General features: G+C 65.0%; 16 protein-coding genes. 14 read left to right on the forward strand and 2 right to left on the reverse strand.

The genetic code is table 11. From position 1 onward, the window contains the following. Window positions 1–10: 10 nt before the first annotated feature. From ACODSK_RS00185 to ACODSK_RS00235, 11 genes are all read left to right on the forward strand, one after another. Window positions 11–3,091, forward strand: a complete 3,081-nt coding sequence (locus ACODSK_RS00185; protein ID WP_489012991.1) for a virulence factor SrfB — start codon at window positions 11–13, stop codon at window positions 3,089–3,091. Continuing rightward, a complete protein-coding gene (locus ACODSK_RS00190; RefSeq protein ID WP_489012992.1) occupies window positions 3,088–5,796 on the forward strand; it encodes a virulence factor SrfC family protein in 2,709 nt (902 codons plus the stop codon). Before ACODSK_RS00185 ends, ACODSK_RS00190 begins: the two co-directional genes overlap by 4 nt. Next, a complete protein-coding gene (locus tag ACODSK_RS00195; RefSeq protein ID WP_489012993.1) occupies window positions 5,796–6,818 on the forward strand; it encodes a hypothetical protein in 1,023 nt (340 codons plus the stop codon). Before ACODSK_RS00190 ends, ACODSK_RS00195 begins: the two co-directional genes overlap by 1 nt. Next, a complete protein-coding gene (locus ACODSK_RS00200; RefSeq protein ID WP_489012994.1) occupies window positions 6,815–8,767 on the forward strand; it encodes a vWA domain-containing protein in 1,953 nt (650 codons plus the stop codon). Before ACODSK_RS00195 ends, ACODSK_RS00200 begins: the two co-directional genes overlap by 4 nt. Window positions 8,768–8,773: 6 nt before the next feature. Further along, window positions 8,774–9,469, forward strand: coding sequence for an ABC transporter ATP-binding protein (locus tag ACODSK_RS00205; RefSeq protein WP_489012995.1), 696 nt, complete (start codon window positions 8,774–8,776; stop codon window positions 9,467–9,469). Continuing rightward, window positions 9,441–10,676, forward strand: a complete 1,236-nt coding sequence (locus ACODSK_RS00210; RefSeq protein ID WP_489012996.1) for an ABC transporter permease — start codon at window positions 9,441–9,443, stop codon at window positions 10,674–10,676. Before ACODSK_RS00205 ends, ACODSK_RS00210 begins: the two co-directional genes overlap by 29 nt. Further along, window positions 10,666–12,216 (forward strand): formylglycine-generating enzyme family protein, encoded by a 1,551-nt coding sequence (locus ACODSK_RS00215; protein ID WP_489012997.1) that lies wholly within the window; start codon window positions 10,666–10,668, stop codon window positions 12,214–12,216. Before ACODSK_RS00210 ends, ACODSK_RS00215 begins: the two co-directional genes overlap by 11 nt. Before the next feature lie 70 nt (window positions 12,217–12,286). Beyond that, a complete protein-coding gene (locus ACODSK_RS00220) occupies window positions 12,287–12,988 on the forward strand; it encodes a hypothetical protein (protein ID WP_489013321.1) in 702 nt (233 codons plus the stop codon). A 10-nt stretch (window positions 12,989–12,998) separates the two neighbouring features. Next, entirely contained in the window at window positions 12,999–13,502 is a 504-nt protein-coding gene (locus ACODSK_RS00225) for a hypothetical protein (protein ID WP_489012998.1), read from the forward strand. 45 nt (window positions 13,503–13,547) lie between these two features. Then, complete coding sequence (locus ACODSK_RS00230; RefSeq protein ID WP_489012999.1) at window positions 13,548–14,801, forward strand: VWA domain-containing protein; 1,254 nt, start codon at window positions 13,548–13,550, stop codon at window positions 14,799–14,801. 2 nt (window positions 14,802–14,803) lie between these two features. Next, window positions 14,804–16,090, forward strand: a complete 1,287-nt coding sequence (locus tag ACODSK_RS00235) for a VWA domain-containing protein (protein WP_489013000.1) — start codon at window positions 14,804–14,806, stop codon at window positions 16,088–16,090. 88 nt (window positions 16,091–16,178) lie between these two features. Here ACODSK_RS00235 and ACODSK_RS00240 read toward each other — a convergent pair whose 3' ends face one another. Further along, window positions 16,179–17,081 (reverse strand): hypothetical protein, encoded by a 903-nt coding sequence (locus tag ACODSK_RS00240; protein ID WP_489013001.1) that lies wholly within the window; start codon window positions 17,079–17,081, stop codon window positions 16,179–16,181. A gap of 180 nt (window positions 17,082–17,261) precedes the next feature. On the opposite strand from ACODSK_RS00240, the gene ACODSK_RS00245 reads away from it, so the two are divergent. The 3 genes from ACODSK_RS00245 (at window position 17,262) to ACODSK_RS00255 (ending at window position 21,323) form a co-directional block, all read left to right on the forward strand. Then, window positions 17,262–17,783, forward strand: coding sequence for a sigma-70 family RNA polymerase sigma factor (locus ACODSK_RS00245; protein WP_489013002.1), 522 nt, complete (start codon window positions 17,262–17,264; stop codon window positions 17,781–17,783). Next, complete coding sequence (locus ACODSK_RS00250; protein ID WP_489013003.1) at window positions 17,780–18,766, forward strand: FecR domain-containing protein; 987 nt, start codon at window positions 17,780–17,782, stop codon at window positions 18,764–18,766. The genes ACODSK_RS00245 and ACODSK_RS00250 overlap by 4 nt, the downstream gene beginning before the upstream one ends. 88 nt (window positions 18,767–18,854) lie before the next feature. Beyond that, window positions 18,855–21,323, forward strand: coding sequence for a TonB-dependent siderophore receptor (locus tag ACODSK_RS00255; RefSeq protein ID WP_489013005.1), 2,469 nt, complete (start codon window positions 18,855–18,857; stop codon window positions 21,321–21,323). A gap of 27 nt (window positions 21,324–21,350) precedes the next feature. Here the strand turns inward: ACODSK_RS00255 and tauA are convergent, their stop codons facing one another. Next, window positions 21,351–22,328, reverse strand: coding sequence for a taurine ABC transporter substrate-binding protein (gene tauA, locus ACODSK_RS00260; RefSeq protein ID WP_489013006.1), 978 nt, complete (start codon window positions 22,326–22,328; stop codon window positions 21,351–21,353). Window positions 22,329–22,540: the final 212 nt, after the last annotated feature.

Raw genomic sequence — 22,540 nt, forward strand, 5'->3', positions numbered from 1 at the left:
AGCGCAGACGATGTTGCCCGAAATCACCCAGTTCGAAGAAACGGTCACGCTGGTCAGCGATACCGGCATTCAATTCATGGATTTCGCCCTGCGTCTCGGACCGGATGGCGAGCAGGCCGGCAAGTTCGTGCAGTTGAACAACGGCATGGTGCCGACGCGCCTGCTGTGGTCGCGCGAGTACAAGGACTTCTATGAGCCGGAGCCGGACAAGGTGGTCCAGGTGGAATTCGACACCACCGACGACAACCATTTCCGCGTGCCGATGGAAGACAGCCTCAAGCTGTTCGACGGCATCTGGCTGCCACTGCCGTTCCTGCGCTTCATGCCGCCCAATCGCTTCGACGAAGGCCCGAACAACTGGGCGCGGATGCGCCTGGTCAAGCTGCCGCAGCCCGACGTGGACGGCAACACCCACCGTCTGACCCTGGCCTTCGACAGCCGCGTCATGCCGACCGTCGCCGGCTCCGCCTACCTGGCGCCGAACGAGGACGACGTGCGCTCCGGAGTGGCCTTCAAGCTGGCCACCAGCGCCCGTGAGTACGGCTGGTTCCTGACCCATGTGTGGATCCGCGAGTGGATCGCCGAACTGTACGTCGAGGCCCGCGCCGAGTGGACCCGCGAGCGGCGCGACCGCGACCTGCAGGGCAACCGCCACATCGCCCACTACCTCAACGTGCTGAGCCTGCTGCGCCGCCCGGTCCCGGCCGAGCAGAGCACCGAGAAGCCCAAGGTCGAGATCCCCGAGCTCAAGGTCATCGCCAACGAAACCCATGGCGTGACCAAGCCGATCCCGGTGGACCTGATACTGGACGTCGGCAACTCGCGTACCTGCGGCATTCTCATCGAGGACCACGGCCAGTCCGGCTCGGGCCTGAAGAATAACTACGTACTGGAACTGCGCGACCTGAGCGAGCCGGAAAAGGTCTACGACACCGCCTTCGAAAGCCGCGTCGAATTCACCCAGGCCTATTTCGGCAAGGATCACTGCTCGGTCAAGAGCGGCCGTCACAACGCCTTCCAGTGGCCGACCATCGCTCGCGTCGGCACCGAGGCCGGGCGCCTGGCCGGCCGTCGCCGCGGCACCGAGGGCTCGACCGGGCTGTCCAGCCCGAAACGCTACCTGTGGGACGAGAAGCCCTACGGCCACGGCTGGCGCTTCAACACCGCCTACGTCAAGTCCGACAAGGAGCCGCTGGCCACCGCCGCGCCGTTCTCGCACCTGATCAACGAGCTCGGCCAGGCCCTGTACCTGCCGCCGAAGAACGACATGCCGGTGTTCACCCCGCGTTACTCGCGCAGCAACCTGATGACCTTCATGCTCGCCGAGGTGGTCACCCAGGCGCTGACCCAGATCAACAGCCCGGCCCAGCGCTCGCGCCAGGGCCACGCCCGGGTGCCGCGCCAGCTCAACAGCATCACCCTGACCGTGCCGCCAGGCATGCCGCAGGCCGAGCGCAGCATCCTCAGCAATCGCCTGTACGAAGCCGTCGGCCTGGTGTGGAAGAGCCTCGGCTGGCACACCGGCGAGAGCAATCCCTTCAAGGACAAGAGCGTGCTGCCGCGCACGCCGCTGCCGAGCATCCGCGTGGAGTGGGACGAAGCCAGCTGCGGCCAGCTGGTGTATCTGTACAACGAGATCAACGAGAACTTCGACGGACACCCGGAAGAGTTCTTCGCCGCCCTGGCCCGCCCGGATCGCCAGGAGCGCGACCAGATCACCCTGGCCACCATCGATATCGGCGGCGGCACCACCGACCTGGTGATCACCGACTACCGCTTCGACCGCGGCAGCAACGGCGGCACCGGCGGCCATGGGTACATCATCCCCAGCCAGCGTTTTCGCGATGGTTTCAAGGTGGCCGGCGACGACATCGTCCTCGACGTGATCCAGGAGTTCATCCTGCCGACGTTCCGCAACGCCCTCAGCGACGCCGGAGTGAGCGCGCCGGACGCCCTGATGTCGCGCCTGTGCGGCACCGGCGATGCCACCGCACCGGAGCGGATCCTGCGCCAGCAACTCAACCTGCAGATCTTCGTGCCGCTGGGCCTGGCCCTGCTCAAGGCCTACGAACAGTACGATCCAGCGCAGCCCCAGCAGCCCGTGACCCAGACCTGGCGCGAGGTGCTCGGCGACGACGCGGTCAACGACGGCGTGCTGGACTTCGTCCACGCAGCGGTACGTCGCGAAGTCGGCCAGGACGGCACCCTCGACCTGTTGCAGACCGTCATCACCTTCGACCTGGCAAAGGTCCACAACACCTTCATCGGCGGCCAGATCAACATCACCCGGGCCCTGACCGAGCTGTGCGAGGTGATCGCCCACTATCCCTGCGACATGCTCCTGCTCACCGGCCGACCATCGCGCCTGCCGGGCATCCAGGCCTTCATTCGCAAGTGCATCCCGCTGCCGTCCGGACGCATTCTGCCGCTGCAGAACTACCGTACCGGCGGCTGGTACCCGTTCCACCGCAACGGCCTGATCGACGATCCGAAGAGCACCGCCTCGGTGGGCGCGATGATCTGCCTGCTGTGCTCCAAGCACAGCGTGCCGAATTTCTACTTCCGCACCGTCGAGCTCAAGCCCTACTCGATCATCAAGCACTTCGGCCCGATCGACAAAGCGGGCACCATCGCGCACCAGAACGTGGTCTACCACGACCTCAAGTCGTCCAAGGGCCGCATCGAACTGCCCATCGTCGGCGAAGGCGAGCAACGCGGCACGCCGTGGCTGGAAATGCGCGGCGACATGCACCTGGGCTACCGCCAGCTATCCGCCGAGCGCTGGTCGGCCTCGCCGCTTTACACCCTGCGCTTCACCCCGCGCGGCAGTGCCAGCTTCTCCACCGCCCAGGGCAAGAACGGCGAAACCCCGGTGGTGCGCATTCGCCTGGAAGTCGAGGAGCCGTCGGACCTGCTGCTGGAGCAGGGCCTGATCAGCGACAAGCTGGTGATCTGCGACCTGCAAACGAACATCCAGGACGCCGATTTCGATTACGACAGGGATCTGGAGCTCTCACTCAACACCATGCCAACCGGAAGCCTGAGTGACAGCGACTATTGGCTCGACAGCGGGAACGTCAAAGGAAAATGAGCGACCTTACGCCAAAGCAACAGCAGTTGATGAATGCCTGGGGCGCCATTTACAAGGGCGCCGGCGAGGCAATGGAATGGATCGAACAGGTACGCGGCAATGCCGCCAGCGTCGAGGCCGAGGCCGATGACCTGAGCCTGCGGCTGCGCAAGGCGCGCAACCAGGCCAGGAGCCTCCAGCACGCGGCGTCGACCCCCATGGGCGTCGGTTTCTTCGGCTTGTCCCAGGCCGGCAAGTCGTACCTGATCTCGTCGCTCGCGGCCAACAGCGCCGGGATTCTGGAGAGCGACTTCGGTGGCCGCACCCTGAACTTCCTTGAGCACGTCAACCCCACTGGCAGCGGCGCGGAGGCGACCGGTGTGGTCACCCGCTTCAGCCGTCGTTCGCAGCCGGCACCGGATGCCAACTACCCGATCGAGCTGAAGATGCTCCGGGAAATCGAACTGGCCAAGATCCTCGGCAACACCTGGTTCGAAGACTTCAACCACGACAAGACCGATTACAAGATCACCCCGCAGCGCATCGACGCGCTGCTGCGCGAGTTCGAAGGCCAGGAAGCCGAACTGCCTCAGCCCGGGGTCGACGGCGATGACGTGGTCAGCCTGTGGGAATACCTCTCGGGCAACTTCACCAGGCCGCTCGCCCTGCTCGACGACCTCTACTGGCCGCGGGTCATCAAGCTCGCGCCGCGCTTGAGCACGCGGCAACGCGCCAGGCTCCTGTCCCCGCTATGGGGCGAGCAGGCGTTGCTGACCGAGCTCTACGAAGTGCTGGCCGGTACCCTGCAGAAGCTTGGACATCCCGAGAAGGTGTACGCCCCGTTGACCGCGTTTTTCCAGGACACGGAAGATGCGCGATACAACATCATGGCGGTGACGATCCTCAATCGGCTCGGAACCCGTCGTGATGTGCCGATCAATGTCCTGCCGTCGACAGAGGGCAAGGTCCAGTCCGCCGTCGGCATCACGGTTGCCCAACTGGCCGCCTTGACCGTGGAAATGACGTTCCGCCTGGTCAACCCGCCCAATGACGAGGTGGTGAACCAGGTCGACCTGCTGGACTTCCCGGGCTATCGCGCGCGGTACACCTTCGAAAACATCCGCCAGGCGTCAAACGGGCAAAGCCCGGATGAAGTCAGCCCGGTCTGGAACCTGCTCGTGCGCGGCAAGGTGGCATACCTGTTCGAGCGCTACAGCGACGCCCAGGAAATGAATGCCCTGGTGATCTGCACCAGCGCCAAGGGCCAGAGCGAGGTGGTCAGTGTCGCCCCGGTACTGAGCAAGTGGATCGGGAAAACCCAGGGCCATACGCCGAAGGAGCGCGCGGCGCGGGTGCCAGGATTGATCTGGGCAATCACCATGATGGACATCTGGATCGACGAATCGCTGAAAAAGCCGAGCCGTCCGCAACGCATCGAGTCGTGCGAAAACCTGATGAAAATGACCATCGTGGAGCGCTTTGGCACCGAGGACTGGATGCTGGACTGGTCCGGCCAGCCGTTCAACAACACCTACCTGGTGCGCAAGCCACGCCATAGCCGGGCGTTCATCGACTTCGACGACAACGGCGACGAAGTCAGCGTCTCCGAGCACTGCGGCGAGAGTCTTGAACTGCTCACTGCCGAGTTCAAGGTGTACAAGGACATCGTGCGCCATGTGAAAGAGCCCGAAGCTTCCTTCGCGGCAGTGATGGGAATGAATGACGGCGGCATCAGCCGCTTCGCCTCCAGCTTCACGCCGTTCGCCGATATCGGTTTCAAGCTTTCGCGCATCGAGGAACAGCTGCACGATTGCCGCACCGGCCTGCTCGAAAAAGGCCTCTACGCCTGGCGCGAAGAGGACTTCGAGGCGCTGCTGGCGCGCAAGATGCAGAAGATCAAGTTCCTCCTCAGGCCAATGGGGGCCGACCCCGACGTCATCAGCGAAGTGATTCTCGCCCTGCAATTGCCCACCGAGCAGTTGCGCGAGCTGTACCTGAGCGGTGTGTACAACGTCGACGATGACGAGGAAGAGACCGGCGAGGCCGAGCCGGCGTTCACCGCGCCGGCCAACAAGGCACCGGCGATCGACTTCGACTTCGACGATTTCCACGACGACGCACCGGCGCCCGCTTCGGCACCCGCGGCCAAGCCGCTGGCCACGCGGCTGAACGCCGAGCAGCGCTTTGCCCGTGCGGCGCTGAAGGCGTGGATCAAGCACATGCGCGAGATCAGCAACCAACCCCAGCGCCTGGTCAGCCTGCGCATGACCCGCGAGCTGATGGACGGCCTGGTCGAAGAACTGGTCAGCGCCGCCCGGCGCCCGGCCCTGCTCGAACAACTGGACGCGGCGGTGACCCGGCGCATCATCGGCGGTGCTCGCCGCGACCAGCTGGTGCAGCGCCAGGTGCTGGAGGTGCAACTGGTGATGCGCGATTTCCTGTCGTGGTTCGGTCTGCTGGGCAAACCGCTCGAACAGCGGCCACCACGCATGCAGGGCAACAAGGGCCCGGTGTTCGACTTCTACGGCAAGGTTGCCGTGGGCGATCTGCCGGACTTGCCGGAGGAGCCTTCGCATCAGGAGCAGCGCTTCCATATGGACTGGCTGTCCAGCCTGGCATGGCTGATCAAGGAGAACGCCAAGAGCGGCTCCGATCCGGAAATCACCACCGAGCAGCGGCGCCAGCTGGCCGTCCTGCTCAACACTTTTGAAGCGAGTCGAGCGTAATGGGTATCAGAGTTGATGTGCTGCCGTTGGACGTGAACACGCCAGGCCATGGCGTGCTGCGGATCACCGGCTGGGAAGGCTCCAGCGAGGGCCTGCAATGTTCCCTGCAAAGCAGCCAGACCCAGAAGTTCCTCCACGAGGGCGGGCAGTGGAACGATGTCGCCCACTGGTTCCGCCTGGACGGCATGAATGCTGCCGAGGGCGGCGCGATCGAGACCCGTATCGGTCCGAACCTGATCAACCCGCTGTTGCAGGCCAGCGGCACGGCGAACTTCCGTATCGAGGTCAGCCAGCCGGCTACCGGCCAGTCCGAAGTGCACATCGTCCGCCTCAATCCGACGCTGGTCGCCTCGGCAGACCTCGGCCCGGACATGCCCGCCCCTCCTGAACCCAAGCCCGAGCCGAAGCCTGAGCCCGAGCCGGAGGTCGAAGCACCGGCGCCCGTCCCGCCAGCCGAGCCCGAGCCCGAACCGGTGATCACCGCCGAGCGTTCCGTACCGCCGCCGCTGCCGCCAGCCCGCTCCGGCAACCGCTGGCTACTGCCGCTACTGCTCCTGGTGCTGCTGGCCGTGATCGCTGCCGGCGCCTGGTGGTTCAACAAGCAGGACCAGCCCCCCGTGGTCGAAGAGCCCGTACCGGCACCCGCCCCGACGCCAACCTCGGAGCCCACCGCGGCCCTGCCCTGCACCCTGGAAAGCATGCAAAGCCAGCCGGAACTCGCCTTCGTCCAGGCCTGCATCCAGAACAAGCCGGACAGCACCACCTTGCTCGAAGTGATCAAGCAGGCCAAGGCCAACAACCACTGCGGCGTGGCCCAGCGGCTGTACGCCAACCGTGCGCAGGCCGGCGACATCGTGATCGCCAGCGCCTATGCCCACGAGTACGACCCCAAGTACCACCAGGCCAGCGAGTGCTTCAAGGCTCCGGACAACGCCACCGCAGCGTACTGGTACGAGACCATTCTCGGCTTCGATGAAAACAACGCCGAGGCCAAGGCACGCTTCGAGGAGCTCAAGCCATGAACCTGCGCGGTCTTGGTACCGCCCTCCTGGCCCTGAGCCTGAGCCCGGTTCTGCAGGCGGCGGACAAACCGCTGCTGCAGGACGGCAAGAAGACCCTGTTCCAGCGCGTCCTGACCACTCCGGACTGCAAGCTCAGCAACGCTGCGGGTGCCGCACCCGGTGCCGCGCAGCCGGCTTTCAGCCGTTTCTACGTCTACGAGCGCTCCGCGGTGGATAGCCGCGAGTGGCTACGAGTCGGCCCCGACACCCAGGGCAAGAGCATCGGCTGGCTGCCGGGCGACTGCACGGTCGAGTGGAAGATGCAACTGACCCTGGCCTTCACCAACCCGGCCAACCGCGACCGCCTGCTGTTCTTCAAGGAGCGCAAGCAACTGGAAGGCGTCCTCGACGCCCCGGATCCGGTAAGCCAGGTGGCCCCGATCCGCGCCCAGTTGAAGAACGGCAAGGAAGCACCGGGGGTACTGGCCCAGGAACCAGAGTACTTCGTCGACCTGCAGAAGAACTTCTACCTGCTCCCCGTGCTGAGCGGCGAAGAAGTGATGACCGAGGAAGGCTTCCGCACGCGCATCCTCAACGTCGCCTCGGTGAGCAAGGCCGATGCCGCCAGCCAGGCGACCCAGGCAGCGGGCCAGGCCAGCGCCAAGACGCAGATGAAGGCGTTCAGCGCCGCCGTGGTGTTCGTCATCGACTCGACCATCTCCATGGACCCGTACATCGAGCGCACCCGCGAGGCGATCAAGCGGGTATATGAGCAGGTCGAGAAGGAAAACCTCGGCAACCAGGTCAAGTTCGGCCTGGTCGCCTTCCGCTCCAACACCAAGGCGGTGCCGGGGCTGGAGTACGTCAGCAAGATGTACGCCGACCCCAACACGGTGAAGGACGGCGCCGATTTCCTGGCCAAAATGGCCGACCTCAAGCAAGCCAAGGTTTCCAGCAGCGCCTTCGACGAGGATGCCTATGCCGGTGTGATGCATGCCATCGACAAGGTCGACTGGAGCCAGTTCGGTGCACGCTACGTAGTGCTCATCACCGATGCCGGGGCCATCGACGGCGGCGACAAGCTGTCCAGCACCGGCCTGGGTGCCGAACAGGTGAAGATCGAGGCGAGCAATCCCGGCGTCGCCCTCTATACCTTGCACCTGAAGACCCCGAGCGGGGCGAAGAACCACAGCAGCGCCGAAGCCCAGTACCGCGTACTGTCGAACTTCCCCGGCACCAACACCTCGCTGTACTACCCGGTCGACGCCGGTGACGTGAATGCCTTCGGTCAGAAGGTCGACAGCCTGGCCAGCGCGATCACCCAGCAGGTGCGATCCGCCTACATGGGCGAAGACGCCATCGGCAGCGCAACCAATGCCAAGGCCAATCCAGCCGAGCAGAAGATGCTCGAGGACGCCGCGCTGATCGGCCACGCCATGCAGCTGGCCTACCTCGGCAAGACCACTGGTACCCAGGCACCACCGGTGTTCCAGGCATGGATCAGCGACCGTGACCTGATCAAGCAGAACGTGCCGACCACCGACGTCCGCGTGCTGCTGACCAAGGCCCAGCTGAGCGATTTGAGCGATGTGCTCAAGCAAGTTCTGGACGCCGCGAACGAGGGCATGATCTCGCCCGCCGAGATGTTCACCCGCCTGCGTTCGGTGGCCGCGACCATGGGTGCCGACCCGAACCAGCTGAAACAGGGCTCTACCACCCGCGTGGCTGACCTGGGCGTGCTCGGCGAATACCTGGAGGACCTGCCGTACCACAGCGAAGTGCTCAACCTGGATGAGGAAACCTGGAAAGGCTGGGACGGCCTGGCCCAGGAGAAATTCATCCGCAACCTGAGCACCAAGCTGCGCCACTACCAGCGTTACAACGCCGATGTCGACCGCTGGGTGGCCCTGGCCCCGGGCGCCGACAGCCGCGACAACGTCTACCCCGTGCCACTGGAAATGATGCCCTGACCGCTCATGCTCGATATCAAGGGATTGAGAGTGGTCCGGGGACATGGCCCCCAGGCGCACGCGGTGCGCCTGGACACGCTGCAACTGCAACCGGGCCAGATCCTGGCGATCACCGGCGAGAGTGGCTGCGGCAAGAGCACCCTGCTCGAAGCCATCGGCCTGCTGCTCAAGCCTGAGCGCCTGGAGCACTACCGCCTCGGCGCCAGCCAGGAAGACGTCGCCCGGCTGCTCGCCAGCGACCAGCAACCCGCCCTCGCCGCCCTGCGTGCGCGGGAGCTGGGGTTCGTCCTGCAAAGCGGCGGTCTGCTGCCATTTCTCAAGGTTCGCGACAACATCCTGCTGCCGCGCCGCCTGCTTGGCCTGGCGCCGCACAGCACGGCCGTGGACAAGGCGGTGGCCGCCCTCGGACTCGAACCGCTGCTGGACAAACTGCCCCAGGCGCTGTCCATCGGCGAGCGCCAGCGGGTCGCCTGCGTTCGCGCCATCGCCCACGAACCGCCGGTGTTGCTGGCCGACGAACCAACCGCGGCGCTGGACCCGAACAACGCCAGGCGCCTGTTCGAGCTGTTGCTGCACCTGGTCGAGGAGTTGGGCCTGAGCGCCCTGCTGGTGTCCCACGATTGGGCCTTGGTGCAGCACTTCGGCCTGCCACGCCTGGGCGCGGTGAACGCCGATGGGGAGACGCGCTTTGAACCCGTTTAAGCGTCTCGCCCTGCTCGCCCGGCTGTCCCTCGCCGACCTCTGGCACGACCGCAACGTGTCGTTGTGCATGGCCGCGTCCCTGGTCGCGGTGATCGCGCCGTTGCTGTTGCTGTTCGGCCTCAAGCACGGGGTGGTCAGCCAATTGCAGGATGAACTGCTCAGCGACCCGCGCAACCTCGAAGTGAAAATGCTCAGCAGCGGTCACTACGCCGAAGACTGGCTGCAACGCCTGCGGGCACTGCCGGAAACCGGCTTCGCCATCGGCCAGACCCGCTCGCTGAACACCCAGGCCGACCTGCTTGGTAGCCATGGGCGCTTCGCCGACAACGTCGAGGTGATTCCAACCGAAGCCGGCGACCCGCTGCTGGCCACCGAGCTGAGCGCACTGCAAGGCGATCAGGTGATTCTCAGTGAGCGCGCCGCGCAGCGCCTGGAGGTCAAGGCCGGCGACAGCATTCGCCTGCGGGTGACGCGCCGCCTTAACGAAGTCAACGAACGCGGCGAGCGACTGCTCCAGGTGCGGGCGGTCCTCGACAACGTGCGCTTCGCCCGCCCGGCGGCCTTCGTCAGCCCCGGGCTGCTGCTGGAACTGGAACATTATCGCGACGGCTACCTGGTGCCCGAACTCGGGGCGGGCAGCGGTCAGCCGCTGGACGGCGTCAAGGTCGGCTACGCCCGCGCCCGGGTCTATGCCCGCGACATCGACAGCGTTGCGCCCCTGGAACAGTGGCTCAACGACCAGCGCATCGAAACCGCCAGCCGCTTGGCCGAGATCGACAACGTCAAGGCCATCAACCATGTGCTCGGCCTGATCTTCGGCGTGATCGCCGGCGCCGCCCTGATCGGTTGCATCGCCTCGCTGGTAGGGGCCTTCCTCGCCAATATCGACCGCAAGCGCCGCCACCTCGCGGTACTGCGTCTGCTCGGCTTCACCAGCCCGGCGGTGGCTGCCTACGTGGTCCTGCAGGCCCTGGTGCTAAGCCTGACCGGCTACCTCGGCGGCCTCACCTGCTACTACTTCGGCAGCCTGCTGTTCGACCAGTTGCTCGGCAGCAGCGCGGCCACCGGCACCTTCATTTGTCACATCACTGTCTGGCATGGCCTGGTGGCCCTGCTTCTGGCGTTCCTCGTCGCCGGACTGGTCGCCCTGATCGGCGCCCTGCGGGCGATTCGGATACAACCTGCGGAGAGTCTGCGTGAACTCTAGAACCTACGCTCGCCTGGCCCTCGCGCCATTGACCCTGGGTTGCCTGCTGAATGCGACGGCGGCGACCTGGGACGAGAAATTCTATAACCCGATGGCCGACGCCGACGACGTGGTCCTGCCCATGCCCTGCGACGGCGCGATGGTGTTCCGCAAGGTGCAGATCCCCGTAGCCGGCCCCCTGGACGACTACCCGATCAACATCGGCCAGGACAGTGCCGAATACGGCTATGTCGAGCAGACCCGGCCAACCTTCATCGCCGGCAGCTTCACCAGCGGCAAGGGCGAGAAATCCCGCTACTTCCTGATGGCCAAGTACGAGATGAGCCAGTTGCAGTACCGTGCCCTGATGGACGAAACCTGCCCGACACCGTCGAACAAGCAGCGCCTGCCGATTGTCTCGGTGAGCTGGCTGGATGCCCTGCAGGCCTCCGACAAGTACAACCGCTGGCTGCGCGCCAATGCCGCCGACAAGCTGCCCAAGGAAGACGGCGCGCTGGGCTTCCTGCGCCTGCCGACTGAAGTCGAATGGGAGTTCGCTGCCCGTGGCGGCTTGCAGGTCAGCAGCGCCGAGTTTCGCGACAACCGCTACCCGATGCCCGACGGCCTGAACGCCTACGAGTGGTTCGCCGGCTCGCAATCGGCCAACGGCCAATTGCAGCTGGGCGGCCTGCTCAAGCCTAATCCGCTGGGCCTGCATGACATGCTCGGCAACGCCAGCGAAATGATGTTCGAGCCCTTCCGCCTCAACAAGCTCGACCGCCAGCACGGACAAGCCGGTGGCTTCGTCGTGCGTGGCGGCAGCTACCTGACCGCCGAGGGCGAGCTGCGTACCGCCCTGCGCCAGGAAGAACCGTACTACGACGCCAACGGCGCGGTCAGCAAGAAGACCAATGGCCTGCGCCTGGCCCTGGTGTCGCCGACCCTGACCTCGCGCGAGCGGGTGAAAACCATCGAGAAGAGCTGGAGCACCCTGGGTGCCGACCAGCCGGCTGCCGGGTCCAAGGAAAAAGGCACGGTCAAGGCCCTCGAAGAGCTGGCCTCCAGCGTCGACGACGCCGCGCTCAAGGGGCAATTGAAAACCGTCGAGAACCAGCTGCGCGCCAGCAACCAGCAACAGCAGGAAGCCCGCGACCAGGCGATCCGCGCCAGCCTCAACCTGGGTGCCTTCCTCTGCACCAAGATGCTCGACGATGGCCAGTACCTCGACTTCCTGCAGAAGAACTACAGCGCCAACTGCAAGGCCGGTGAAGAAGACCCGACCTGCGGGATGCGCAAGACCAAGCTCGACGAACAAAACGACCGCCTGCACAAGCTCAGCCGCTACTACGCCAGCTCGCTGGTGGACTCCGGGTCGCTGTACGGCCAGACCCTGATCGAAGCCCAGGTACCGGTGCTCGAAGGCGTGCTGACCGCCAACAAGAATCTCAAGGAACTGACGCCTTACCTGCGTAGCCATTGGGCCAACCAGCAGGCATTCCTCAAGACCCAGAAAATCGACACCGAGGCCTGGCTGAACCGCTGCAAGGCCGTCGCCCACTGACTCCAGCCCACAAGGAAGCGCAACCGTGAACTTCAACAAACCCGCCCGTTTCAGCTCGTGGATCAGCTTGATGCTGGTCGCCGCCCTGGCCGTCACCGGGTGCGCCAGCACCGGCAGTTCCATGCTCGGTAACACGTCCGGCTCCAGCGGCACCGCCGACCCACGACTGACCGAAGGCAAGGACGCCAAGTTCTTCAGTACCTCGGGCTACCAGGCCTGCGCCGTAGCCGCCGGTGCCGGCGTCCTCGCCTGCGTGCTGTCCAACTCCGGCAACAAGGCCACCTGCGCCGTGGTTGCCGGCGTCGCCGCCTGTGGCGTGGCGATGGGCGCCAACTACTACCTTGACCAGCGTCGCGCGCAGTACTCGAACACCACCGAGCGCCTGAACGCGATGACCGGCGAAGTGCAGCAGAAGAACGCCCAGCTTGCCGAGCGCAGCAGCACCCTGGAGCGCGTGATCGCCGACGACAAGCAGCAGATCGCCGACATCCAGAAGAACATCAAGGCCAAGAGCCTGGACAAGGCCAAGGCCCAGAAGGACCTCGCCAACATCGACGAGAACCTGGTGCTGATGCAGCGCGACCTGAAGACCATGCAGACCAACGTCACCGAATACCAGAAGGTCGCCCAGGCAGAACGCGCTTCCGGCGCCAAAGCCGCCGATGTGGAGAAGGTCGAGGCGGAAATCAGCAAGATGAATACCAAGGTGGCCTCGCTGCAGAAAGAGGTCGACGGCCTCTACAGCCAGCGCTCGGCCATTACCCTGGGCTAAGGAGCGGACCATGACGCTTCGTGTTCTTTTTGCCACCGCGCTCCTGGCCAGCCTTGGAGGCTGTGCCACCACGGCCTCGCAGTGCAACGCCTCGAACAGTGAAACCAGCCTGATCGGCAAACTCAATTGCGACTACGGCGGCGGCTATGCCGAGGGCGTGCGCAACAGCGAGCAGGACCTGCAGGCCGCGCGCGAGCAGAACCGCCAGTTCAACCAGGTGTATGACGAGTTGCGCGCCATGCAGGCCAACACCCGCCAGGACCTGGCCAGCCAGCAACGCCAGCAGGCCAGCCTGGAGAAATCGCTGAACGGCCTGCTGGCCACGCTCAAGGCTCGCCACGGCAACAAGCAGGACGTGCAGCGGCAGATCGCCGGGCTGGAGCAGCAGCTCAAGGCTGCACAGGCCACGCCGGCGAAGAATGCCAGCAGCGCCGAGCTGGAAGCCCGCAAGCAGGAACTCAAGAGCCTGCAGCAACAGGTCAGTCGCTTGCAGCTGAGCCTGGGTTACGAGTAAGCCCCCACGGCAGCTTCGGCTGCCGACCTTTTCCAGGACACCGACATGCAGCGGGTTATCCGTGATCCCCGTCCCTTGCAGGACGACCCAGCGCTGCTGGAGCAGGCCACGGCGTTGATCGCCCGGCATTTTCCGCCCAGCGTGGCGCAACTGTTCGCAATTCCCCGCAGTGGTCAGGACGGCACACGCGAGTGGTGGACCGAGCTGCAAGGGCAGCCACAGCGCTACTACGACCTGAGTGCGGAGCAGCAGGCCGCCCTGCTCGATGTCCATGCACAACGCCAGGATGCCTTGCAGCAACTGGTCAACGAACTGCGCGGGCGTGGCCAGGCGCAGGACGCCGCGCTGCTGCAGCGGCTGGTTGCTCCGCCGAAACTGGATGATCTCTACAGCGTCAACGGTCAGCCGCTGGTCATCCGCTGGAGCGAACCACCACCCGCACCGCTGCCCGCCCCCGCGGTCGCGCCTGCGCCAGTGATCCCGCCGCGGCGCTGGATCTGGCTGCCGTGGTTCCTGCTGCCCTTGCTCGGCCTGCTGTTGCTGGCGCTGGCCCTTTGGCTGGCCTGGCCCTGGTTGCTGCGCTGGTTCGAGCCCGGCGCTCCGTTGCCCGAGCCGCCTGTCGTGAGCGAGCAACAGGCGTGCAAGCGGCCACCGCAGGAACTGCCACCGGAATTCACCGTGGTGCTCGACACCTCCGGTTCGATGCAGTTGAGCGTGGAAGCCAACTACCAGGACGAACAATGGTTCTTCCGCAATATCGACAATCCGCTCATGGACCCGCAGCGCAAGGCCCTGGTCATGCGCGAGCCGGTGCGCATGGAGGTGGCCAAGCAGAGCCTGACGCGCTTGATCGACAACCTGGACGCGGCCATCGACATGCGCATCGTCACCTTCGATGGCTGTCGCGCACCGATCGATCATGGCCTGTTCCCCCTCGCCCAGCGCCCAGCGCTGATCGAGGGCATCCGCAGGCTGCAGCCGGACGACGGCACGGCCCTGGCCGCCAGTCTGGAAGTGGCCGCCAGCAAGATGAACGGGCGTGATCGCGATGGAGTGATCCTGATGTTCGTCGATGGCCCGGATGGCTGCGACCGCAACGTCTGCGCGGTCGCCCGGCAGATAGCCCAGGAACAACCGCGACTGAAGGTGAACCTGGTGAACATCAGCCATAGCAGCGATGCCAACTGTGTCGCCGAAACCACCGGAGGCCGTGTCTACAACGGCGAGAACGCTGCCGAGGTCGCGAAGGCGCTGGAGCAGGCAAGCCGGGAAGTCACCAACAACTGCAACCAGGAATAACGATGCAACGGGTTCTCCGCGACACCCTCGCCAGCAAGGACGCCGCCGCTGCCCTCGAACAGCGCGTGGCGCTGATCCGCCAGCACTTTCCGCCGAGCATCGCGCACCTCTACGCCATTCCCCGACAAGGCCGGGACGGCGTGCTGGAATGGTGGACCGAACTGGAAGGCCAGCCGCATCTTTACGCGACGCTGGGCAAGGATCAGCAGGCGGCGCTGCTCAAGCGCTATGAAGAGCGCCAGGCAGCGGTCGGCCAGTTGGCAGCGGAGCTGCAACAGCGTGGCAAGCCCGACGCCGCCAGTGCGCTGCAGAAGCTGATCGGCGCACCGGACCTGGCCAACCTGTACAGCGTCAACGGCGAGCCGCTGGTGGTGCGCTGGGGGCAACCGGAGCCGGTTATCGCTGCACCACCGCCGCCCCCTCCGCCACCACCACCGCCTGTGGCGAAACCGGTCAAACCTGCCCCGGCACCGACGCCACGGACAGCACCTGTGGCGACCGTCGTCGAACGTCGTCGCTGGCGCCTGTGGCCATGGCTGCTGCTCGGACTGCTGCTCGCCATGCTCTATTGGCTGTGGCTGAGCTGGCCGTTGTCGTGGCCGCGCTGGCAGTCCGACACGAGCGCCATCTGCACACCGGACAAAGCCTTCCAGCCGTCGCAGTTCACCGTGATCCTCGATACCTCGGGGTCGATGAACGAGCGCCTGCGGGTCAAGCGCGAGGACGACCCGTGGTATTACGGCGTGATGGCAAAGATCCCGATCGTCGAATCCTTCGTGCCGGCCGGGCCAGGCAAGCGCACCACTCGCATGGACGTGGCCAAGAGCTCGCTGACTTCGGTCATCAATAACCTCGACGAGAACGTGGCAATGCGCCTGGTGACGTTCAACGGCTGCCGCACGCCAGTCGACCATGGCGTGTTCGGGCTCCACAAGCGCGGCGAACTGGTCGAGCGCATCGGCAAGATTAACGCCGGCGGTGGCACCGCATTGGGTGTCAGCCTGCAAGCAGCGGCTCAGGAGATGGACGGGGCGTACCGCGACGGTGTGATCGTGATGTTCGTGGATGGCCGCGACGGTTGCGGGACCGATATCTGCGAGGTCTCGGAGAACATCGCCCGGAGCAAGCCGCGTCTGCGCATCAATATCGTCAATATCAGTGCCAGAACCGGATCCAACTGTGCGGCGGAAAACACCGGTGGCCGGGTCTACACCGCCGATGACGCTGCCGCCGTGGCGGCAGCGCTGCAGGAGGCGACCCAGGAAGTCTCCCAGGACAAGGGCTGCTGACCCCGCATGGAGCGGCCTGATCGCCACTGCGGCGCAAGCCGTTGGGCGACAGGCCGGCAGGACGCCGGACGAAAGCCTGCGCCTGGGCTCACTCGCCGCCCTCGATCAGGTGCCCGCTGCGCTTGCCGTGCAGCGCCATGTAACGGGCCAGTTGGCCGATCCGCTGGTCCAGCGCCTGCAACAGGCGCTGGCGGGTCTCGGTGACTTCCTTCTGGTTGAAAAACCCCGGCTCCTCCAGGTAGATGCCGAACAGCCGGTTGATCTCCTGGGGGCCGTTGATCACGTAGTTGCGCTCGGCATTATGGTTGTACAGAGCGACCATCTTCCCGGTGCGACTGTCCGCCGGATGCATGAACACCATGCTGACCTTCTGGCCTGCACGCAGGCTGAGCGATGAGTCATGCACCTTGAAGCATGACTCCTTGCCATCCTCGTCGTCGCGGATCCAGAACTCGTGCTCCTGCACGCTGGTGGAACTGATCTGCATCGACGACGAGCCGCCACTGATCGAGCCATAGCCATTGCGCATGTAACCACCGCCACCACTGTGATGATGGCTGGCGTGCAGTTCGTTATGGTTGCGCTTCTGGGTATCGAGGACCTCGCCGGTGACCATGAAGAAGGCGAACTGCCGTTCGAAGTGGTGGAAGGGCTCTTCGATGAAATTGATATCGCCGGGCTCTAGGGTGATGTCATACATGGTGCGGATCATCTCGGCGCGGGCCGCCTTGTCACGCTTGGCCTGCTCACGCAAGGCCGCGCGGCGGACCTTGGCATCGTCGATGGCCTTGAGTGCCTGGGCCTTGAGTACCGGGGTCTTTTCCTGGGCGTAGGCAGTGGCCTTTTCACTTGCCTCCTTGAGCATCGGTGCCGCCTTCTGCCCGGCCTCCACCGCCAGCTCCCGCGCCTTTTCCAGCGCCTGGGCAGCCTTGGCCGCCAGGTCCGGGTTGGCGTCGATGGCCTTTTTCTTCAAGTCATCCCAAAGACTCATGCTCGCAGCTCCTTCCTCGATGAACGGCCCGGCATAAGCACATGCCGGAAAGTGCTGGCAATTTAACCTGCGGGGGCGATGTCTTGAAGCGCGTGAAGCGAAATGACATCACCCGCCTATTGCAATGGTCGGGGCAAAACGAAAAGAATGAGAACAATTAACATTCGCGCACCCATATCGATGCCCCAGCCCGAGCTTTCCTCCCAGCAAGCCTTCCAGCGTCTGTATGCCGAACATCACCCATGGCTGATGGGCTGGCTGCTGCGTCGCCTGCGCTGCCACGCCGATGCCGCCGACCTGACCCACGACACCTTCCTGCGCACCCTGACGTCCCCGCACCTGGTGCGTATCGAGGAGCCGCGGACCTTTCTCTGCGTGATCGCCAAGCGGGTGCTCTACACCTTCTGGCGCCGCAACGAACTGGAACGCGCCTATCTGGAGGCCCTCGCCAGCCTGCCGGAACAAGTCATCCCGTCCGAGGAAGAATTCGCCCTGCTGCGTGAAGCGGTACTGGCGGTGGATCAACTGCTCGGCGGACTGCCGGGCAAGGTGCGCCATGCCTTTCTGCTCAATCGCCTGGAAGGCCTGACCCACCCGCAGATCGCCGCGCAAATGGGTGTGTCGCTGGCCACCGTGGAACGCTGGATCCGTCGCGCCCTGACCCACTGCTACCTGGCCGGTTTCGAGGCCCCTCACGGATGAGCCGGCAGATTCCCGCAACGATCAAGGCCGCCATCGATTGGATGGTGCTGCTCGACTCCGGCCTGGCCCAGCCCGAGCAGCGCCAGGCCTTCGAGCGCTGGCTGGCGGCGGATGCCGATCATCGCCTGGCCTGGCAGTCACTGCATCGGGCAGTCGAGCCGGCGCTGCAACCCTTGCTCCAGGCCGAGCAAAGCAGCCCCGGCAGTGGCCGGGCGGCCATCAGCGCGCTGCGCTCCACGGGGCTGTCGCTGGAACGACGCAAGCTGTTGCGCGGGGGCACCGCACTGGCGCTGCTGGCCGGGCTGCCCGGTCTGTTCGCGGTACAGCAGCGCATGCCGCTGAGCGGCCTGCTGGCCGATCTGCACAGCGCCACTGCCGAGCGCAAACGCCTTACCCTGGCCGACGGCAGCCTGCTGGTGCTGAACGCGCGCAGCAGCGTCGATGTGCAGTTCAGCGCCCATCGCCGCCTGCTGCGCTTGCGCGAGGGTGAGCTGAGTCTCACGGTTGCCGCCGATGCCACGCGCCCGTTCGAGGTGATCACCGGGCAAGGCCGGATCACCGCGCTGGAGAGCCGTTTCACCGTGCGCCAGCAGGCACGGCAGACCCTGGTCGGGGTGCAGCAGCAGAGGGTGCAGGTGCACAACCTGCACGGGCAGGAAGCGCTGGTCGAGAGCGGCAACAGCCTGCGCTTCGACAGCGAAGACCTGTTTCCGCTGGGCCCGGGGCAAGCCCGCGCCGACGCCTGGCTGGAGGGACTGGTCGATGTACGCAACGAACCCTTGGGCGCCGTGATCGATAGCCTGCGCCCCTATCGCTACGGCCTGTTGCGGATTTCCGAGGCCGCCGCACGGCTGCGGGTGTTCGGCGTGTTCCCGCTCGACGATACCCAACGCGCCCTGGAGACACTGGCCCAGACCTTGCCGATCGAGGTCCGCAGCTATGGTCCGGTGACCCTGGTCGATCTCCGCCAGGATCACGCCTGAACATTCTTTTCGCCTGAAGTGAGGGGATTCCCCGTCTCGTTTGACCTGAGAGGAAACCCCTGACGCTTTCAGCGAGGAAAATCCCCCGATGCGCCCTGCCCCGTTGCCATCCGCCCGGCTTGTCCTGGCGGCTTCCCTGACCCTGAACCTCGGCCTGCCACTGGCCCTGCCAAGCCCGGCTTTCGCCGCGCAGACCCTGCAACGCTACGATATCGCCGCCGCGCCACTGGACCAGGTACTGCGCCAGATCGCCCGGCAAAGCGGGCAAAGCATCGTCGCCGATCCGGCCCTGCTCGATGGCCGTCAGGCCCATGCCGTACGTGGTGAGTTCAGCGTGCAACAGGCTGTGCAGCAAGCGCTGGCCGGCAGCGGCCTGCAACTGCGGGTGACCGCCAACGGCACCTTGACCCTGGAGCCGGCGGCGGCGGATGGCACCCTGCAACTGGGGGCGACCACCATTACCGGTAGCAGTCTGGGTGAGGTCACCGAGCATTCCGAGTCGTACACCACCGGCGCCATGGCGTCCGCGACCAAGCTGGCCCTGTCGCCGCGGGAAACCCCGCAATCGGTCAGCGTGGTCACTCGCCAGCGCATGGACGACCAGGCCATGACCACCCTCAGCGACGTGGTCAAGCACACCCCCGGCCTGACCCTGACCCAATGGGGCGCCGAGCGTCCGCGCTTCAACTCCCGCGGGTTTTCCCTGGAAAACCTGATGTACGACGGCGTCCCGGTAGCCTACGAAGAAGCGGCGTTATCCACAGGCTCGCTGGCGATGTACGACCGCGTCGAGGTGGTCCGCGGCGCCACCGGCCTGATGGAAGGCGCAGGCTTGCCGGGAGGCTCGATCAACCTGGTGCGCAAGCGTCCCACCGTGGCACCGCAGGTCATGCTCAAAGGCGGCCTCGGCAGTTGGGACAACCGTCTGTTCGAGCTGGACGCCAGCTCCGCGCTCAATGAACAGGGTTCGCTGCGTGGCCGGACCGTACTGAGCTACCAGAAGAAGAACTCGTTCATCGACGACCTGAGCAATGAACGCACCCTGCTCTACGGCATCGTCGAGGCCGACCTGAACGACGCCACCACCCTGGCCGTGGGTGTGTCCTACAGCAACGAAAACAATCCCGGCGCCGACTGGAACGGCATCGGCACCGCCGCGGACGGCAGTTTCCTGCCGGTATCGCGTTCGACCCGCATGAGCCCGAGCTGGTCGTACTGGAACAAGGAAAGCACCACCGTCTTCGCCGACCTCGAACACCGCTTCGCCAACGACTGGAAAGCTCGCGCCGCGGCAACCAGCATCAGCAGCGAAATGAACATGGAAGGCACCTTCATCAGCCAGAGCAGCGTCGACGCCAGCGGGCGTCCGAGCATGACCCTGCGCGGCGGTGCCTACGACTACGACCGCGACCAATACAGCCTGGATGGTTATGTCAGCGGTCCGTTCAGCCTGGGCGGACGCACCCACTCGGCGGTGTTCGGCGCCAGCCGCCGGGTCAGCGACTGGGACAACATCGGTGGCCCGTTCAAGACCCGCGACAGCTACGATCTCGATGCCCTCGACCTGGTCACCTTCGACCCGACCAACTGGGATCCGAAGAGCATGGCCAAGCCGGCAATCACCGCCTACGGCGCAGTGTCCAGCCAGCAGCGCGTCGAGCAGAGCGGACTCTATGGCACCGTCCGCCTGAGCCTGAGCGACCCGCTGACGCTGATCGCCGGCGCGCGCCTGGACTGGTACAAGATGGACAAGGTGTTCTACGACGGCGACTACCCCTACGGGCAGGCGGACTTCAGCGTCACCGGCGAGTTCACCCCCTATGTCGGCGTGGTCTATGACCTCGATGAGCACTACTCGGTGTACGCCAGCTGGACGCGGATCTTCCAGCCACAGAGCGAGCAGACCGCCGCCGGTGGCGTGCTCGAACCCATCCAGGGCACCAACTACGAAATCGGCCTGAAGGGCGAGCACTTCGACGGTCGCCTCAACAGCAGCCTGGCGATTTTCCAGGTCGACCTGGAGAATCTGCCGGAGTCCCTGACGCAGAGCGCGTGCAGCGATCCGTTCGCCAGTTGCTATGCCTCGGCGGGGGAGATCCGCAGTCGCGGCATCGAGGTGGAACTGAGCGGTGCGCTGACAGCGGATTGGCAGGTCTCGGCGGGGTACACCTACAACCATGCCGAGCGGATCAAGGAGTCCGACTACAGCCCGATCAGCGCATTTTCGAAGGGCAAGCGCTACGGGACCAACCTGCCGGAAAACCTGTTCAAGCTCTACACCCGCTATCGCCTGCCCGGCGAGCTGGACCGCTGGCAGGTCGGCGGCGGGATGCGCACCCAGAGCAGGATCTACAGCCCCTGGGGTGTGGAGCAAGGTGGCTACACCGTGTTCGACCTGAACGGCAGCTACGCGGTAACCCGCCACCTGGATCTGGACTTCAACCTCAACAACGTGTTCGACAAGCACTACTACTCGACCATCACCGGGCCCACCGAAGGCAACTTCATCGGCGAGCCGCGCAACTTCATGGTGACGGCGCGCTACAGCCTGTTCTAGAAAGCAGCTCCCACCCAGGGCACGTCGTTATTGCTGAACAAACTTCGCGCTGACAAAGGGCGTGTAGTCCGGCAGAACCGTTTCCACCTTGCCCTGCTCCTTGAGGAACTTCGCGGTCTCGGCGATGGCGGCCGGGGTCTGGCTTTGCAGCAGACCGGCCTGTGCCTGGGCGTCGGGGAAGGCCGAGCCGGCGAGCAGCTCCGGCACATCGGCCGGGTTGGAACCGGTCAGGCGGGCGATCTTCTGCACCGGCTCCGAGTCGGCCGTCCAACTGGCTTTGTGCGCGGTGTAGTCGGCGAAGGATTGCAGGGTCACCTTGGCGAACTTCGCCACCACATCCGGGTGCTTCTCGGCGAAGTCCTTGCGCGCCACCCAGACCTCGAAGGTCGGCGCGCCCCAGCCGCCGACTTCGGCGGCGTCGGTGAGGGTCTTGCCGGTCTTGCGGATTTCCCCCAGCGCCGGCGACCAGACGAAGGCGCCATCGATATCCCCACGCTTCCACGCCGCGGCGATTTCCGCCGGCTGCAGGTTCACCACCTTGACCTGACGGGTGTCCAGGCCCCAGTGCTTGAGGGCACCGAGCAGGCTGTAGTGGGAGGTGGACACGAAAGGCGTGGCGATGGTCTTGCCGACCAGGTCCCGGGGGCTGTCGATACCGCTGCCATTGCGCACCACCAGCGCTTCGGCGGCGTTGATCTGCGCCGAGACGATAAAGGCCACGATCGGCAATTTGCGCGAGGCGGCAGCGGCCAGCGGGCTGGAGCCGAGGTTGCCGATCTGTACGTCACCGGAGGCGATCGCAGTGACCACTTCCGGGCCGCTGTTGAAGCGGCGCCAGTCGATCTTTTCCCCGATCGCCTGCTCGTAGGCACCATCGGCCTGGGGCACTTTGCTCGGGTCGATGCCGGTCTGGTAGCCGACGGTCAAGCCGGCGGCATGGCTGACCAGGGTCAGGCCGGAGAAGGCCAGGGCAGTGAATAATTTGAGCGGGCGGGAGACGTTCATGCTGGCCGGATCCTGTGCGGGAAAGGCCATAAATCTAAATGATCTAAAAATCAATCATAAAAGACTGTTTTGGAATGAGCTTATGTGCCAGAAGGTTTGTGAAAATTTTGTTGGTTATGTCAAAAAAATCTTAAAAAAACACAAATAATTCTTTTTAGATTTATCAAATTGTAATTATCCTTCGACCCCAGTCAGGCGCATTAGACCAAAGT

It is taken from the genome of Pseudomonas sp. FG98 (assembly GCF_057808595.1).